The organism is Streptomyces panaciradicis, assembly GCF_023516615.1.
GTDB lineage: Bacteria > Actinomycetota > Actinomycetes > Streptomycetales > Streptomycetaceae > Streptomyces > Streptomyces panaciradicis.
Genome location: NZ_JAMGBF010000026.1, coordinates 1 through 16,205 on the forward strand (window position 1 = coordinate 1; position 16,205 = coordinate 16,205).

Genomic DNA, 16,205 nt, shown 5'->3' on the forward strand with positions numbered 1-16,205 from the left:
AGTTGTAGAGCGCGCTGACCACCCGGCTGTCGTCGCGCAGCGGCTCCCACGCGTGGCCGATCGCCACCAGCACGATCGCCAGGTACTTCGCGTTGTCGAAGTAGGCGTCACGCTGCTTCGCCCGAGGCTCCCGCACGCCGAGGGGGGAACCCGCCGCCTGCGGTGCGCCTTCGCGAGGTGCGGCTTTCACGGGGGCCACGGCTGTGGTGTGCGACTGGGACATTACAGCCGCCTCACCGGATCCGGCGGCCGTAAACCACCCGCGCAGGGTCCCGGCCGGGCTCACGGGTTGACGCCGGGGCGCACGGGGCGCGGCGGGAGCCGTCTCCCGTCGGGTGCGAAGCGTGCGCCTACGATGGGGCGTTGAGCTGCGGCAGCGGGAGGTGGCGTGCGGGACGGACAGCGGGACGGGAGCGGGGAGCCGGGCGGGCCCGCCCGCCGGCGGGGTCAGGGCGAACTGGAGGCACAGGTGCTGTCGGCCCTGCGCGCGGCGCCGGAACCCGTGCCGGCGGGCTGGGTGCGCGAACGTCTCGGCGGCACCCTCGCCTACACCACCGTGATCACCATCCTGACCAGGCTGCGCGCCAAGGGCGTCGTCACCCGGCAGCGCGCGGGCCGCTCCTTCGCGTGGACGGCAGCCTCCGACGAGGCGGGCCTCGCCGCCCACCGCATGCGACGGGTCCTGGACGCCGAGGCCGACCGGGAGGCGGTGCTGACGAGCTTCGTGTCGTCCCTCCCGGCCCGGGACGAGGAACTGCTGCGGCGGCTGCTCCGCGAGGCCGGCGCCGACGGCGGCCTCGGCGAGGAGTCCGAGGGGCGGGGGCGCTGACAGGTGGGGGTGTTCGTCTTCCTGCCGCTCGTGCTGCCGCTCACCGCCTGGCCGATAGCGCGGCTGGCGGAGCACCGGCTGCATCCGCGGGTGGCGACCCGGCTGCTGTCCGCCGTCGCCGCCGTGCTCGGCCTGTGCAGCAGCCTGTGCCTCGCCCTGCTCGCGATCGTGGGCACCGCCCAACTGCCCGGCAATCCGCTGCCCGACGCCTGGGCCGATCCCGAGGTGCGGGCCGCCGTGCCGCACGACGAGGTGATCGGCAAGGCCGCCGTGGCCGCCCTCGCCGCCGCGGCCGCCTCCTGCGCCGCCCTGCTCCTGCGCCATGTCCGGGTACGGCGCCGCACCGCACGCGCGCTGCGGGGGCTGCCCGGCGCGCAAGTGGCCGTGCTGCCCGACGAGTTGCCGTACGCGCACACGCTCCCGGGGCGCGGCCGGGCGGGGCGCGTCCTGGTGTCCACCGGCATGCTGGCCGGTCTCACCTCGGGAGAGCGGCGGGTGCTCTTCGCCCACGAGCGGGCGCACCTCGCCGGCCGGCACCACCGACACCTGCTCCTCGCGGGTCTCGCGGCCCGCGCCAACCCGTTCCTGCGGCCGCTGCGCACGGCCGTCGCCTACACCGTGGAGCGCTGGGCCGACGAGGAGGCGGCGCGGGCCGTCGGCGACCGGCGGATCACGGCCCGCGCGGTCGCCAAGGCCGCTCTCGTCTCCCGGCCGACGCCCGCGCCCGTGCTGGCCGGCCTGGCGGCCGAACCCGGTCCGGTGCCGCGCCGGGTGGCGGCGCTGCTCGGTCCGGCCCCGGCCGTCCGGGCCTGGCCCCCGCTGTTCACGACCGTCGGCATGGCCGTGTGGACGGCGGCCGCGGGCGCCGTGGTGTCCGCGATGTCCTCGGCCAACTCGGCGGTCACCATGTTCCTGATCCTGCGGGCGGCGACCCCGCTGTAGGCCGCCTGGGCCGCCGCCGGGCAGGTCAGAGGTCGAACTCGTGCGGCGGCAGGTCGAGGGTGAAGCACGCCTCGCGCACCACGGCCTGCTCGGTCTTGTCGAAGTCGCCGTCGGCGCCGCCGATGACGATGCCGATCTGGATGACGGCACGCGCCTCGGCGGGCTTCTTCTTCGCCTTGGCGACCTCCTGCAACACGCTGACCTTGCCGAAGGCGAAGTCCGCGGTGAGCTTGTCCAGGTTCTCCTCGAAGCGGCGGCGCAGGTCGTCGGCCGGGAAGTTCTGCAGGACCTCGTTGGTGGCGATCAGTTGGGCCACGCGCTGCCGCTCGGCCGGGTCGACGGTGCCGTCGGCGGCGGCCACCAGGGCGCACATCGCCATGCTGGCGTCCCGGAAGGCGCCGCTCTTCAGGTCGTTCTTCTTCGCCACGAGCTGGGTCTGCATCGTCGACGCGGACTCCTTGATGCGGTCCCACAGGGCCATGAGAACTCCAAAGGTTCGAAAGGAGGCGCGGTCCGCACGGCCGGCGGGCCGACGCCTCGTGACTACTACAGCAGTGTAGAAACTCGCGGCCCGGCGGATAAGTTCCGCCCACGCCAGGAAAGTTCACGACCGCCGAGCGCGCGGAAAAAGGTGATGCCCCGTGACGTCCCGCTTCCCTACACTCGCCACGCACCGCGCATCGCCGTGACGCGCGGAACCGAGTGACGAGGGGAGACCGGCCGTGCCGTACCGCACCGCTGTCGTCGTCCCCCGCTCGCGGTACGAGGTGATCCTGGTGTCCCCGTCCGTCCGGTGCCCGCTGCGCGGCCGGTACCGGATGCCCGTGACGAGCGCCTGACCCGCAGGTCCATCCTGCGCTGCGCCACGTCCGGGAATCGCGTCGCCCTGCTCACTTCACCAGAAAGGCCAACGGGCCGTGCGCACCCACCTAGACGCCCTCACCACCGTCCGCAACCTCGGCATTCTCGCCCACGTCGACGCGGGCAAGACCACCGTCACCGAGCGGATCCTGTACGCCACCGGCACCACGCACCGGCGCGGCGAGGTCCACGACGGCACCACCGTCACCGACTTCGACCCGCAGGAGCGGGACCGGGGCATCACCATCTTCGCCGCGGCCGTCAGCTGTGCCTGGGACGGCCACCGGATCAACCTGATCGACACCCCGGGCCACGTCGACTTCGCCGCCGAGGTGGAACGCTCGCTCAGGGTTCTCGACGGCGCGGTCGCCGTGTTCGACGCGGTGGCCGGCGTCGAGCCGCAGAGCGAGTCGGTGTGGCGGCAGGCCGACCGGCACGGCGTACCGAGGATCGCGTTCGTCAACAAGCTGGACCGGGCGGGCGCCGACCTCGACACGGCCGTCGCCTCGATCCGGGACCGGCTGCATCCGGCGCCCCTGGTGGTGCAGTTGCCCATCGGCGCGGAGGACCGCTTCACCGGCGTCGTCGACCTGCTGCGCATGCGCGCGCTGGTCTGGGCCGAGGGCGGCGACTCGCCCGAGGACATGCCGGTGCCGGAGGCTCTGCGCGAGGAGGCGCGGCGGCGCCGCAGGCTGCTGGAGGAGGCCGTCGCCGAGCTGCACCCGGCGGCGCTGGAGGAGTTCGTCGGCCGCGACGAGCTGTCGGCCGGCACCCTGGCCGCCGCCCTGCGGGACCTGACCCGCAGCGGCGACGGCGTGGTGGTGCTCTGCGGTTCGGCCTACCGCGACCGCGGCATCGAGCCCCTGCTCGACGCGGTCGTGGCCTACCTGCCCTCGCCGCTGGACGTGCCCGCCGTACGCGGCGGCCACGACGGTACGGCCCAGGAGCGGGCGGCCGACCCGGCGGCGCCGTTCGCGGCGCTGGCGTTCAAAGTGCACGCCACGCCGACCGGGCGGCTGACGTACGTGCGGATCTATTCGGGAACGATCGGGAAGGGGGACACCGTGTGGGACGCGGGCGCGCGCCGCGGCGAGCGGATCGGGCGCATCCTGCGGGTGCAGGCCGACCGCCACACCCAGGTGGACCGTGCGCTGGCCGGGGACATCGTCGCCCTGGTCGGGCTGAAGTCGGCCCGGGCCGGCTCGACGCTGTGCGACCCGCGCGCCCCGCTCGTGCTGGAACCGCCGGGCGCCACCGAGCCGGTGGTCTCCGTCGCCGTCGAGGTCCGCAGGTCCACCGACACCGACCGGCTGGCCTCGGCGCTGGCCCGGCTGACCGAGGAGGACCCCTCACTGGTCGTCCGCACGGATCCGGAGACCGGTCAGACGGTGCTGTCGGGGATGGGCGAACTGCACCTGGAGGTCGCGGCGGAGCAGCTCCGGCGCGTCCACGGCCTCGAGGTCAACGTCGGCCGTCCCGCGGTGAGTCACCGCGAGACCGTGGGCCGCGGGGTGTCCGGCTTCGTCTTCCGGCACGTCAAACAGGACGGCGGGGCCGGGCAGTTCGCCCACGTCGTCCTCGATGTCGAGCCGCTCAAGGAGGGGTTCGCGTTCCGCTCGGCCGTCGTCGGCGGGCGAGTGCCGCAGGAGTACGTGCGCGCGGTGGAGGCCGGCTGCCGGGAGGCGCTCGGCGAGGGGCCGCTGGGCGGGCACCCGGTGACCGGGCTGCGCGTCACCCTCACCGACGGGTCCACGCACGTGAAGGACTCCTCGGACACCGCGTTCCGCACCGCGGGCCGGCTGGGCCTGCGCGAGGCCCTGCGCGCCTGCGCGATGGTTCTCCTCGAACCGGTCGTGGAGGTCACGGTGAGCGTCCCCGAGGACGCCGTCGGCGGTGTCCTCGGCGACCTCGCCGCGCGCCGCGGCCGGGTCTCGGGCTCGCTGACCCGGTCGGGCGCGGCGGTGGTGACGGCGACGGTGCCGCTGGCCGAACTCTTCGGCTACGCCACCCGGTTGCGCAGCCGGACGCAGGGCCGCGGCACCTTCACGGCCCGTCCCACCGGCTACGTGCCGGCACCGGCCCGGTGACGCCACGGCGGCCCCGCCCCACGCGGGCGGGGCCGCCCCCGGCTCACGGGTACGACACCACCGTGGACGGCACGGTCGACGTGCCGGACGTCGGAGCCCCCGTCTCGTTGATCACGTGCTCGTACTGGCCCTGGCCGCCGAGGGAGACCACGAGCAGGTCGTGGAACCGCACGCCCGGGTGGTCCGGGGCGGCGAAGCCGTGGTGCTGGACGATGCCCGGGTCGACGTTGTAGAAGCAGTAACTGCCCAGTCCCCAGCCCTCGTGCGCGGTGACGTGGTCGCCGACCTTGTAGGCCGCGTATCCCTTGACCGGGCCGTTCTGGATCGCCGCCTGGTTCGGGGCGTCGTACGCCTTCTCGTTCTGGAAGAAGATCGTGCGCCCGCGCTGCCCGTACCACTGGACGTCGTACTTGTTGAAGTGTTCGACGAACAGGCCCGTGCAGAGCACGTCGTCGCCGTTGACGACGATGCCGTAGTCGGCCCGGTTGGTCTCCCAGCCGACGCCGTCGCCGTGGTCGGCGCGCCAGACCCAGGTGTGGTCGACGATGGTGTGCCGGCTGTTGATGACCATGCTGGTGGTGGCCTTGCCCGGACCCGCGCCGCCGATGCGCACGAAGACGTCCTGCACGGTGGTGGGGTTGCCCGAGTGGTCCTTGTGGGCTCCGCGCGGGCCGACCTCCAGCAGCGTCGGGGAGTTGACCGGTCCGGCGTCGATGAGGAGGCCGGCGAGGCGGACGCCGTCGACGTCGGCGACCCGCAGGGCCGTGACGCCGTTGTCGGGGATCAGGGTCGCGTAACCCAGGCCCAGGACCACGGTGTTGGGGCGGTTCACCTGCACGGGCCGGTCCAGGTGGTAGATGCCCGGCGTCAGCAGCAGGTGCAGCCCTTGTGCGAGCGCCCGGTTGAGGGTGGCCGCGGAGACGCCCGGCTTGGCGACGTAGAAGCGCGACAGGGGCAGCGAGGTGCCCCTCGGGGTGCCGTTGCCCCAGGTCACACCGCGCGCGGCGGTGCGCTTCGCGGGCAGGAACACATGGAACGCGCCCGCGCGGTCGACGTACAGGAACGGCTTCTCGCGGGAGACCGGGGTGGTGTCGAGGGTGGTGTACGGCGGGTTCGGGAAGCTCTGCGCGGGGGCGCCCTCGACCCCCGAGAAGACCATGTTCCACACGCCGTTGAGCCAGCTGCCGATCGCGCTGTCCCGGGTGTACCACTGCTGCTGCGAGTACGGGCCCACCTGACCGTCGATCCGGCTGTCGGCGATGTAGCCGCCGCTCGCCCAGCCGTAGCCGGTGGGCTCCAGGTCGAGGCCGCCGCGCACGTGCATCCGGCGGAACGGCGCCGCCTGCGCGACCGCCCACCGGTTGGTGCCGTTCGCCGGGACGAGGGCCAGGTTCTCCGCCGAACGCCAGAAGTTCTGCGTGGCGTTGCCGCCGAACCAGCTGGCGTCGACCGTCACGTCGCCGTTGATGGTGGTGTCGTCGGGGGACAGGCCCAGGCCCGCTATGGAGGTGTAGAAACCGAGCTGGGCGTTGAGGCCGTGGTACGTGCCGGGCTTGAACAGCAGCGCGTAGCGGCCGGTGCCGAACTGGGCCGACTCCTGCCGCCGGAACACCTCGTCCAGCCTGGCCTGGATGTCCGGGGTGGACGGGTCGAAGACCAGGACGTTGGGGCCCAGGTCGCCGCCACCGGGGAGGAGGTGGGGCTTCCTGGGCGTCTCGGGGGCGGCGTGCGCGGGCGCCGACAGTCCGAGCAGTGCGGGCGCGGTCGCGGCGGCGGCGCCGAGGACGGTTCTGCGGCCTATGTCGGGCAGGGGCATACGGCGGCTCTCCTGTTCGGGAAGTGAACGGGGTGCGGTCTGGGAGCGCTCTCTTGGCGGTGCATGCTTCAACTGTCCGAACGCTCGCGTCAAGAGTCGGGACCGGATTGCCGCTGGGCTGCCGTACCCCTTGACGAGTTCCGCTCCGGAGGTTTAACTCACGTCCTAAATTAAGCCATGAGTGCAAACCCCGAAGGGACACCGGGAGCCATGCGCAGCATCCGAGCCGCGGCCGTAGGCGCCGTCACCGTGTCACTCGCCCTTGCCGCGACGGCCTGCGGAGGCGGTTCGTCGAACGGCGGCGGGTCCAACGACTCGCCGAAGACGCTCACCTACTGGGCCTCCAACCAGGGCGCGAGCATCGCCGTCGACAAGAAGGTCCTGCAGCCCGAACTCGACAAGTTCGAGAAGCAGACCGGGATCAAGGTGAAGCTGGAGGTGGTCCCCTGGTCGGACCTGCTGAACCGGATCCTCACCGCCACCACCTCCGGTCAGGGCCCCGACGTCCTGAACATCGGCAACACCTGGAGCGCGTCCCTGCAGGCCACCGGCGCGCTGCTGCCCTGGGACGCCAAGAATTTCGCCAAGATCGGCGGCAAGGACCGCTTCGTCGACTCGGCGCTCGGCTCGACCGGCGCGGCGGGCAAGGACCCGGCCGCCGTCCCGTTGTACTCGATGGCCTACGCCCTCTACTACAACAAGCAGATCTTCGCCGACGCCGGCATCTCCAAGCCCCCGGCCACCTGGGACGAGCTCGTCGCCGACGGCAAGAAGATCTCCGCGAAGGGCAAGTCCCCGCTCGGCGCGGAGGGTTCGAACCTCTCGGAGAACATCCACCACGTCTTCGTCTTCGCCAAGCAGCACGGCGGCGAGTTCTTCACCGCGGACGGCAAGGCGGACTTCACCAACGCCAAGGTCGTCGACGCGGTCAAGCAGTACGTCGACCTGATGGCCAAGGACAAGGTCATCCCGACCGGCGACGCCGAGTACGCGCAGAACCAGTCCGTCAGCGACTTCGCCAAGGGCAAGCAGGCCATGCTGCTGTGGCAGTCCGCGTCCGCCAACCTCAAGTCCCAGGGCATGAGCCCCGACCAGTACGGCATCGCGCCGGTCCCCGTGCAGTCCGGCACCCCCGGCACCGGCACCCAGGTCAACTCGATGGTCGCCGGCATCAACCTGGCCGTCTTCAAGAACAGCCACAACCTCGACGGCGCCGCGAAGTTCGTGAAGTTCATGACCAGCGACGCCGAGCAGAAGATCCTCAACACGGCGTACAGCTCGATCCCGCCGGTCAGGACCGCGCAGACCGACGCGGCGTTCAACTCCCCGGCCAACGCGGTCCTGAAGGACACCCTCGCCAAGAGCGCCGCCGCGCTGCCGCAGGTCGCCGACGAGTCGCAGTTCGAGACGGCGGTCGGTACGGCCGTCAAGAACCTGTTCGCCGACGTGGCGGCCGGACGCGCGGTGACCACCGCCTCGGTGAAGGCGGCCCTGGAGAAGGCCCAGCAGCAGATGCCGGCGAAGTGAGCCCGATGACCACCACCACCCTCAAGGAACCGCTGAGGGGGAGTCCCGCCGGTGCGGCGACGCGCGAACCGCGTCGCCGCACCGGGCGGATCCGCCGCGCCGGACTCCCGTACCTGCTGCTCCTGCCCGCCCTGATCCTCGAACTCCTGGTCCACCTGGTGCCGATGGTGATCGGCATCGTGATGAGCTTCAAGGAGCTCACGCAGTTCTACATCCGCGACTGGGGCACCGCGCCCTGGACCGGCCTCGGCAACTACAAGGTGTCGGTGGACTTCGACGCCCCCGTCGGCGAGGCGCTGCTGCACTCCTTCTTCGTCACCGTCGCCTTCACCCTGCTCTCCGTCGGCCTGTGCTGGCTGATCGGCACGGCGGCCGCGATCTACATGCAGGACACCTTCACCGGCCGCGGCCTGCTGCGGGCGCTGTTCCTGGTGCCGTACGCCCTGCCGGTCTACGCGGCCGTCATCACCTGGGTGTTCATGTTCCAGCACGACAACGGCCTGGTGAACCACGTCCTGCACGACCAGCTCCACCTCACCGACAAGCCGTCCTTCTGGCTGATCGGCGACAACAGCTTCTACGCCCTGCTGACGGTGTCGGTGTGGAAGGGCTGGCCCTTCGCCTTCCTCATCGTCATGGCCGGCCTGCAGAACATCCCCGGGGAGCTGTACGAGGCCGCGGCCCTGGACGGCGCCGGGATGTGGCAGCAGATCCGCCGCATCACCCTGCCGTCGCTGCGCCCGGTCAACCAGGTGCTGCTGCTGGTGCTGTTCCTGTGGACGTTCAACGACTTCAACACCCCCTACGTCCTGTTCGGCAAGTCCGCGCCCGAGGCCGCGGACCTGATCTCGGTGCACATCTACCAGGCCTCGTTCGTCACCTGGAACTTCGGCACCGGCTCCGCCATGTCCGTCCTGCTGCTGCTGTTCCTGCTCGTCGTGACGGGCGTGTACCTGGCGCTCACCTCGCGCGGACGGAGGACCGGCGATGTCTAAGTCCCCCATGGCGCCTCCCAGTTCGTTCCTGTGGTCGCGCCGGGTCTTCCTCACCCTGCTCACCGGGTTCGTGCTCGTCCCGGTGTACGTGATGGTCTCCAGCTCGCTCAAGCCGCTCGCGGACGTCACCGGCAAGTTCCGGTGGCTGCCCAGCGGGCTGACGATCCGCCCCTACATCGACATCTGGTCGACGGTCCCGCTGGCGCGCTACTTCGCCAACTCGCTGATCGTGGCGGGCGCGGCGACCGTCTGCTCGGTGGTGATCGCGGTGTTCGCCGCGTACGCCGTCAGCCGGTACAGCTTCCGCGGCAAGCGTGTCTTCACGGTCACCGTGCTGTCCACGCAGATGTTCCCGGGCATCCTCTTCCTGCTGCCGCTGTTCCTCCTTTACGTCAACATCGGCAACGCCACCGGCATCGCCCTGTTCGGCTCGCGCGGCGGCCTGATCCTGACGTACCTGACCTTCTCGCTGCCGTTCTCCATCTGGATGCTGATCGGGTACTTCGACTCGGTGCCGCGCGACCTCGACGAGGCGGCGCTGGTGGACGGCTGCGGTCCGCTCGGCGCGCTGTTCCGGGTGGTCGTGCCGGCCGCGATCCCCGGCATCGTCGCGGTCGCCGTCTACGCCTTCATGACCGCCTGGGGCGAGGTGCTGTTCGCCTCCGTCATGACCAACGACACCACCCGCACCCTCGCCGTCGGCCTCCAGGGCTACTCCACGCTCAACGACGTCTACTGGAACCAGATCATGGCCGCGTCGCTGGTCGTCAGCGTGCCCGTGGTCGCCGGCTTCCTGCTGCTGCAGCGCTATCTCGTCGCCGGGCTGACGGCGGGTGCCGTCAAGTGACCCACTCCCACCGCCTTGAGAGGACTTCCGTGTCCGACCGCATCGACCTCGCCGCCTTCCCCCGCGACTTCCTGTGGGGCACGGCCACCGCGGCGTACCAGATCGAGGGGGCCGTCGCCGAGGACGGCCGCTCCCCGTCGATCTGGGACACCTACTCCCACACGCCCGGCAAGGTCGACGGCGACGACAACGGAGACGTCGCCTGCGACCACTACCACCGCTGGCGCGAGGACATCGGCCTGATGCGCCGGCTCGGCACTAACGCCTACCGGCTGTCCGTCGCCTGGCCGCGCGTGGTGCCCGGCGGCGACGGTCCGGTCAACCCCAAGGGCCTCGCCTTCTACGACGAGTTGATCGACGCCCTGCTGGAGGCGGGCATCACCCCGTTCGTCACGCTCTACCACTGGGACCTGCCCCAGGTCCTGCAGGACCGCGGCGGCTGGCCGGAGCGGGACACCGCGCTCGCCTTCGCCGACTACGCCTCGGCCGTCGCCGAACGCCTCGGCGACCGCGTCACCCAGTGGGCCACGCTCAACGAGCCGCTCTGCTCGGCCTGGATCGGCCACCTCGAAGGCAGGATGGCCCCGGGCCTGACCGACCTGACGGCCGCCGTCCGCGCCTCCTACCACCTGCTCCTCGGCCACGGCCTGGCCGTCGACGCGATCCGCGCCGCGGCGCCGTCCGCCCAGGTCGGCATCGTCACCAACCTCTCCACGGTGCACGCCGCCACCGACCGCGACGAGGACGTGGCGGCCGCCCGCCGGCAGGACGGCCACATCAACCGCTGGTGGCTGGACCCGGTGTACGGCCGCGGCTTCCCGGCCGACATGCGCGAGGTGTACGGCGTCGAACTGCCCGAGCGCGAGGGCGACCTGGCGAAGATCGCCGCGCCGCTCGACTGGCACGGCCTGAACTACTACATGCCGTCCATCGTCGCCGACGACCCCTCGGCCCCGGCGCCCCGCGTCCGCTCCGTGCGCCGCCTCGGCGTGCCCCGCACCGGCATGGACTGGGAGATCGACGCGAGCGGCCTCGAGACGCTCCTGCTGCGCCTCACCGACGAGTACCCGATCAGCCGCCTGTACGTCACGGAGAACGGCTCCGCCTACCCGGACGTCGTACGCCCCGACGGAACCGTCGACGACCCCGAGCGCACCGAGTACCTCGAACAGCACCTCGCCGCCTGCGCGTCCGCCGTCCGCAAGGGCGCCCCCCTGGCCGGCTACTTCGCCTGGTCCCTGCTGGACAACTTCGAGTGGGCGTACGGCTACGACAAGCGGTTCGGCCTGGTCCACGTCGACTACGAGACCCAGAAACGCACGATCAAGGGCACGGGCCACCGGTACGCGGACATCGTCCGGGCCCATCGGGGACGGGCCCGGAACGCCGCGTGACCGGACGGCGCGGTCAGCAGTCCCTGAACTCCGGTGACTGGTTCAGTACCTGGGATCGCGGGGACGTGAACCGGCCGTAGGTGCCGCCGGTGGTTCGCGCGCCCGGGCGGAAGGCCGCCACGCGGTGGCAGTTCTGGAAGGCCAGTTCGATGGCGAAGTGGCGTTCCAGGCTGCCCCGGATGGCGTCGCTGGCCAGGGCGCGCAGCAGCTGCCCGCGCTCGCTCTCGGACGGCGGCGGGGTCTGGTTGTCGGCGAACTCGGCGTCGACCGAGTCGAGTTCGGCGGCCAGGGAGGCGATCAGGTCGTAGGCGTAGGGGAGGGACGTGCGGACGGTGGCCACGAAGTCCTCCTCGCGGATGTCACCGGACTCGGCTTCGGCGAGGAGCTCGGGGGAGACGTCGAGAGACATGGGGGGTGTCCGTTCTGGTCGTCGGTGCGTGTGAGTGAAGGGGTCGGTCAGGTCAGGGCCGTCGGGCCCGGCACGAACTCCGGGTCGATCTGACGGGCCAGGTCCTCGCCCGTGGCGCGGTCCGCCCAGGCGCGGGCGTTGCGCAGGTGGAACTCGACGGCGTGGCGGTGCAGGGTGTCCCAGTCCCTCGGGCGGGCGTCCACCGCCGCGCGCAGGACGTTCAGGGCGTGACGGTTGTGCTCCTCCAACTCGCCCTGCGGACGCCCCTGTTCGCTCGCCCTCACCCAGGGCGAGTGGACCAGGTGGGTGAGCAGGTCGTCGCCCACCTGCTCCTTGAGGAAGAGCACGTCGTCCTCGCCGTTCACCTTGTTCCCGACGACCGCGACGCGGATCCCGAACTCCCGGGCGTGGTCGCGGTACTGGCGGTACACCGAGACGCCCTTGCGGGTCGGCTCCACCACCAGGAACGTGAGGTCGAAGCGCGTGAACAGGCCGGAGGCGAACGCGTCCGCGCCGGCCGTCATGTCGACGACGACGTACTCGCCGGGCCCGTCCACCAGGTGCCCCAGGTACAGCTCCACCCCGCCGAGCTTGGAGTGGTAGCAGGCCACGCCCAGGTCGCTCTCGTCGAACTCGCCCGTCACCATCAGCGGCACGCCGCCCGCGCGCCGGACGTGCCGGGCGTGCAGTTCGTCGTCGCCGAGCAGGCGCAGCAGCCGTGAACCGCGGCCCGCGGGCGTGGTCTTGACCATGGAGTCGGCGGAGGAGATGCGGGGGTTGGTGCCCCGCAGGTAGTCCTTGATGTCGGTGAGGTGGGCGCCCAGGGGCGGCGCGGCGAAGGGGGCGCCCTGGTGGCCCAGCGCCTCGGCGAGGTGCTGGTTGATGTCGCCGTCGACGGCGAGCACGGGAGCGCCGGACGCCAGCAGACGGCGGGCGAAGAGCGCGGACAGCGTGGTCTTCCCGCTGCCGCCCTTGCCGACGAACGCCACCCGCATTACCGGCCCGACCCGGTTTTGAAAATGAATGTCATGTCGCTAGGTTGTAGGCAGCTTCCGAGGTTCTGTCAAATCGCGATGATCAAGGCGGGCTGCTTAATGCATATGATGTGCAAGTGCGTGACTACTGCATCAGGGCCGCGGGCCCGGACGACCTCGACGGTGCGCGAGCCGTGATGCTCGACACCGTGTACCGCGACTTCGGCACCGGCTACGTGCCCCGCTGGCACGGCGACATCGTCGACCCGGCCGCCGCCTACCTCACCCCCGAACGCCACACCCTGCTCGTGGCGCTCGCCCCGCACGGCGGCGAGGTCGTCGCCACCGCCGCCCTCGACTCCCGCGGCCCCGCCCACCCGCCGAACCCCCGCCGCCTCGCCGAGCGATACCCCTCCGGCGCGACCGCCCAGCTGCGCCGCGTCTACGTCCGCCCCGGGCACCGCCGGCGCGGGCTCGCCCGGCGACTGGTCGGCGAACTGCTCGCCTTCGCGGCCGCCGACGGCGGCTACCGCTCCGTCTACCTGCACACCGACCCGGCGGTGCAGGGCGCGGAGGCCTTCTGGCGGTCCCTCGGCAAGGTCGTGCTCGACGAGCGGGAGGACCCGGCGGCCGGGCAGGGGATCATCCACTTCGAGATACCGATGGGGCGATAGACCCGTGCGCCGCACCCGACTGCTCCTGGCCCTGCTGCTCGCCCCGGTCCTCACCGGCTGCTTCGCGTCCCCGAGTTCCGGCGGTTCCGCCGGGAAGACCGAGTCCGCCTCCCGGCTGCGGGTCGCCCTCGCCTTCCCGCCCACCGAGAACCTCTCCCCGTACGGCGACGACGCCACCGTCCTCAGTCGCCTCGGCGTCTCCGAGGGACTGACGGCCCTCGACGGCAACGGCACCGCCACCCCCGCGCTCGCCGCCTCCTGGCGCCGCGAGGACGACCGCACCTGGCTGTTCACCCTGCGCCAGGCCGCCTTCCAGGACGGCACGGACGTCACCCCGGCCGCCGTGGCCCGCTCCCTCCGCCACGCCGCCGAGGCCGAACCCGCCCCCGCCGCCCTTTCCGGCGTCACCCTCACCGCCGAGCCCGCCGGCCCGGCCGCCGTGCGCATCACCACGGCCGCCCCCGACCCCGTCCTGCCGCTGCGCCTGTCCAGCCCCGGCCTCGCCGTCTTCGCCCAGAAGGCCTACGGCAAGAGCGGCCGCGTCGACCCGGTCGGCACCGCCACCGGCCCCTTCGAGATCCGCGCCCTCGACGGCACCGCCTCCGCCACCCTCGACCGATTCGACGACCACTGGGGCGGCCTCGCCCGATCCCCGGGCATCGACGTGAAGTTCATCGCCGACGGCGCCGCCCGCACCGCCGCCCTGCGCACCGGCCAGGTCGACCTCGCCGAGGCGATCCCGGTCGCCCAGGCCGCCACCCTCGACCGGGCCATCCGCAAGGAGACGGCCACCACCCGCACCACCGGCCTGCTGCTCAACACCCGCTCCGGCCCCTTCGCCGACCCCGGTCTGCGGGCCGCCGCCCGCCGGGCCGTCGACACCTCCGCCCTCGCCGACGGCGTCTACGAAGGGCACGCCGACGCCGGCACCGGCATCTACGGACCCGCCGTCACCTGGGCCGACGGCAAGCGCACCCGGCCGCCCGGGCGCGCGCGGGCGACGTCGCCCGACGGGGCGCGGATCACCCTGGCCACGTACGACAACCGCCCCGAACTCCCCGAAGCGGCACAGGTGTTGAAGCAGCAGCTGGAGAAGGCCGGGTTCCGCGTGAAGCTGGAGGTGCGGGAGTACTCGCGGCTGGAGGGCGACGCCCTGCGCGGGAGGTTCGACGCCGTCGTCCTCGCCCGCAACACCCTCGTCGACACCGGCGACCCCGTCGCCGTCCTGGCGAGCGACTTCACCTGCGACGGCGGCTACAACCTGGCGCTGCTGTGCGACAAGGATGTCGACCGGGCCGTGGCGAGGGCCGAGCGGGTCGCCGACCTCGCCGGGCGGCAGGACGCCGTCATGGCGGCCGAGGCGGAGATCCTCCGCACCGACGCCGTCGTCCCCCTCGTCCACCAGCGCATCGTCACCGGCGTCGCCGGCACCGTCCGCGGGGCGCTCCTCGACCCGTACGAGCGCACCCTCGTCGGCCCCGGCACCCGGCGCTGACCCGTGCGCGACCGGCTGACCCCGCTGCTGTGGCGGACCGGACTGGCCCTCGCCCTGGTGTGCGGCATCGGTCTGCTGCCCTGGCTCGCGCGCACCGACCCGGCGCTCACCGTGCTCAGGGCGCGCTCCGCCGACCGCACTCCGACGCCCGAGGTACTGGCGGACATCCGCACCCAACTCGGCCTGGACGCAGGTCCGTTGCGGCTGCTCGGCCAGTGGGCCGGCGGGCTGTGGCGCGGGGACGCGGGCCGGTCGTGGCTCTCCGGTGCCGAGGTCACGCCCGCCGTGCTGCACGCGCTGGGCGTGTCCCTGCTGCTGATGGCGGTGGCCCTCGTGGCCGCCGCCGGCACGGCCGCCCTGGTGTGCGCCCGCACCCTGTACCGGCAGGGCCGGCGAGGACGGGCGGGCGGCGGCGGCTCCGCCGTCCTCGCGGCGCTGCCCGAGTTCCTCACCGCGTCCGTCCTCGCCACCGTCGTCGGCGTCCAACTCGGCTGGCTGCCCGCCCTCGGCTGGTACGGCCCCCGCTGGACCGTGCTGCCCGCGCTCGCCCTCGGCCTGCCCGCCGGGGCCGTGCTCGGACGGCTCCTCGACGACCTGCTGCCCGGCGCCCTCGCCGAGCCCTGGGCCGTGGCCGCCGCCGCCCGCGGGCTGCCCCGCCGGCGTATCGCCCGGCACGCGGTGCACCGCTGCCTGCCCGGACTCCTGCCCAATCTCGGCCTGTTCGTGGTCGGGCTGACCGGCGGGTCCGTCGCCGTGGAGCAGATCTTCGACATCCCCGGACTCGGCCGCACCACCCTTCAGGCCGCCCTCGCCCAGGACCTGCCCGTCCTGCAGGCCGGCACCCTCGTCCTCGTCCTGCTCGCCGCAGCAGCCGCGGGCGCCGCGCGGCTCGCCACCCGCCTGCTGACCGGCCCCGCCCTGCGCGACGGCGCCCTGCCGACCCTGCACCGGCCCGCCCCGCCCGCACGCGGCGTCCAACCCCTGCTGCACGGCGCGGTGTTGCTGGCCGTCGTGGCCCTCGGGCTGCCGCGCGACCCGCTCGCCGTCGACACCGCCGAGCGGCTGCGGCCGCCCTCCTGGGCCCATCCGTTCGGGACCGACGCGCTCGGCCGCGACCTGCTGGCCCGGGTCGCCCACGGCGCGTTCGACACCCTGCTGCTCGCCTCCGCGATCGGCGCCGTCGCCCTCGTGGCCGGCCTGGTGCTCGGGGCACTGCCCCGCCTGTCCGGGCCGCTGGCCGACACCGTCAACGCCGTACCGCCCGTCCTCGGCGCGCTGCTGGTGGCCGCCGTCGCCGGGAGCGGCCCGGCCACGCCCGCCCTCGCGGTGAGCGCCGTCGCCTGGGCGCCGCTCGC

14 protein-coding genes and 1 pseudogene are annotated in these 16,205 nt (G+C 72.8%); 10 read left to right on the forward strand and 5 right to left on the reverse strand.

Features of this window, described 5'->3' with window-relative positions; genetic code table 11:
- A pseudogene (locus tag M8J74_RS11825) lies at positions 1-223 on the reverse strand (acyltransferase family protein); the annotation flags it as partial.
- 165 nt (positions 224-388) lie between these two features.
- Between M8J74_RS11825 and M8J74_RS11830 the strand changes: the two are divergent.
- Entirely contained in the window at positions 389-829 is a 441-nt protein-coding gene (locus M8J74_RS11830) for a BlaI/MecI/CopY family transcriptional regulator (RefSeq protein WP_249836324.1), read from the forward strand.
- 3 nt (positions 830-832) lie between these two features.
- Positions 833-1,771 (forward strand): M56 family metallopeptidase, encoded by a 939-nt coding sequence (locus tag M8J74_RS11835; RefSeq protein WP_249836325.1) that lies wholly within the window; start codon positions 833-835, stop codon positions 1,769-1,771.
- A 25-nt stretch (positions 1,772-1,796) separates the two neighbouring features.
- Here the strand turns inward: M8J74_RS11835 and M8J74_RS11840 are convergent, their stop codons facing one another.
- Positions 1,797-2,252, reverse strand: a complete 456-nt coding sequence (locus M8J74_RS11840; RefSeq protein WP_249836326.1) for a tellurite resistance TerB family protein — start codon at positions 2,250-2,252, stop codon at positions 1,797-1,799.
- A gap of 436 nt (positions 2,253-2,688) precedes the next feature.
- Here M8J74_RS11840 and fusA point away from each other — a divergent pair, with 436 nt between their 5' ends.
- On the forward strand, positions 2,689-4,719 hold the full coding sequence (gene fusA, locus M8J74_RS11845) for an elongation factor G (RefSeq protein WP_249836327.1): 2,031 nt from the start codon (positions 2,689-2,691) through the stop codon (positions 4,717-4,719).
- 43 nt (positions 4,720-4,762) lie between these two features.
- On the opposite strand, the gene M8J74_RS11850 is transcribed toward fusA, so the two are convergent.
- Positions 4,763-6,535 (reverse strand): pectate lyase-like domain-containing protein, encoded by a 1,773-nt coding sequence (locus M8J74_RS11850; RefSeq protein WP_249836328.1) that lies wholly within the window; start codon positions 6,533-6,535, stop codon positions 4,763-4,765.
- A 210-nt stretch (positions 6,536-6,745) separates the two neighbouring features.
- Here M8J74_RS11850 and M8J74_RS11855 point away from each other — a divergent pair, with 210 nt between their 5' ends.
- From M8J74_RS11855 to M8J74_RS11870, 4 genes are read left to right on the forward strand one after another with little or no spacing between them, the layout of a single operon-like run.
- On the forward strand, positions 6,746-8,062 hold the full coding sequence (locus M8J74_RS11855) for an ABC transporter substrate-binding protein (RefSeq protein ID WP_249836329.1): 1,317 nt from the start codon (positions 6,746-6,748) through the stop codon (positions 8,060-8,062).
- Positions 8,063-8,067: 5 nt separating this feature from the next.
- Positions 8,068-9,057, forward strand: a complete 990-nt coding sequence (locus M8J74_RS11860) for a carbohydrate ABC transporter permease (RefSeq protein ID WP_249836330.1) — start codon at positions 8,068-8,070, stop codon at positions 9,055-9,057.
- A gap of 7 nt (positions 9,058-9,064) precedes the next feature.
- On the forward strand, positions 9,065-9,904 hold the full coding sequence (locus M8J74_RS11865) for a carbohydrate ABC transporter permease (RefSeq protein ID WP_058922053.1): 840 nt from the start codon (positions 9,065-9,067) through the stop codon (positions 9,902-9,904).
- A 29-nt stretch (positions 9,905-9,933) separates the two neighbouring features.
- Positions 9,934-11,298, forward strand: a complete 1,365-nt coding sequence (locus M8J74_RS11870; RefSeq protein ID WP_249836331.1) for a GH1 family beta-glucosidase — start codon at positions 9,934-9,936, stop codon at positions 11,296-11,298.
- 13 nt (positions 11,299-11,311) lie between these two features.
- Here M8J74_RS11870 and M8J74_RS11875 read toward each other — a convergent pair whose 3' ends face one another.
- Together M8J74_RS11875 and M8J74_RS11880 are read right to left on the reverse strand one after the other, a co-directional pair.
- On the reverse strand, positions 11,312-11,707 hold the full coding sequence (locus tag M8J74_RS11875; protein WP_249836332.1) for an SCO5389 family protein: 396 nt from the start codon (positions 11,705-11,707) through the stop codon (positions 11,312-11,314).
- A gap of 47 nt (positions 11,708-11,754) precedes the next feature.
- Positions 11,755-12,702: an ATP-binding protein gene (locus M8J74_RS11880; RefSeq protein WP_249836333.1), complete on the reverse strand. Its 948-nt coding sequence runs from the start codon at positions 12,700-12,702 to the stop codon at positions 11,755-11,757.
- A gap of 116 nt (positions 12,703-12,818) precedes the next feature.
- Between M8J74_RS11880 and M8J74_RS11885 the strand changes: the two genes are divergently transcribed.
- From M8J74_RS11885 to M8J74_RS11895, 3 genes are all read left to right on the forward strand, one after another.
- Positions 12,819-13,355, forward strand: a complete 537-nt coding sequence (locus M8J74_RS11885; protein WP_249836334.1) for a GNAT family N-acetyltransferase — start codon at positions 12,819-12,821, stop codon at positions 13,353-13,355.
- 4 nt (positions 13,356-13,359) lie between these two features.
- Positions 13,360-14,850: an ABC transporter substrate-binding protein gene (locus M8J74_RS11890; protein WP_249836335.1), complete on the forward strand. Its 1,491-nt coding sequence runs from the start codon at positions 13,360-13,362 to the stop codon at positions 14,848-14,850.
- A 3-nt stretch (positions 14,851-14,853) separates the two neighbouring features.
- Positions 14,854-16,205: ABC transporter permease subunit (locus M8J74_RS11895; protein WP_249836336.1), on the forward strand; the 1,352-nt coding region annotated here is incomplete at its 3' end.

Excerpts from the sequence above, each read along its gene's own strand:
- M8J74_RS11840 (WP_249836326.1), bottom strand. The coding sequence starts at position 2,252 with ATGGCCCTGTGGGACCGCATCAAGGAGTCCGCGTCGACGATGCAGACC.
- M8J74_RS11850 (WP_249836328.1), bottom strand. The coding sequence starts at position 6,535 with ATGCCCCTGCCCGACATAGGCCGCAGAACCGTCCTCGGCGCCGCCGCC.
- M8J74_RS11855 (WP_249836329.1), top strand. The coding sequence starts at position 6,746 with ATGCGCAGCATCCGAGCCGCGGCCGTAGGCGCCGTCACCGTGTCACTC.
- M8J74_RS11860 (WP_249836330.1), top strand. The coding sequence starts at position 8,068 with ATGACCACCACCACCCTCAAGGAACCGCTGAGGGGGAGTCCCGCCGGT.
- M8J74_RS11865 (WP_058922053.1), top strand. The coding sequence starts at position 9,065 with ATGGCGCCTCCCAGTTCGTTCCTGTGGTCGCGCCGGGTCTTCCTCACC.
- M8J74_RS11875 (WP_249836332.1), bottom strand. The coding sequence starts at position 11,707 with ATGTCTCTCGACGTCTCCCCCGAGCTCCTCGCCGAAGCCGAGTCCGGT.
- M8J74_RS11880 (WP_249836333.1), bottom strand. The coding sequence starts at position 12,702 with ATGCGGGTGGCGTTCGTCGGCAAGGGCGGCAGCGGGAAGACCACGCTG.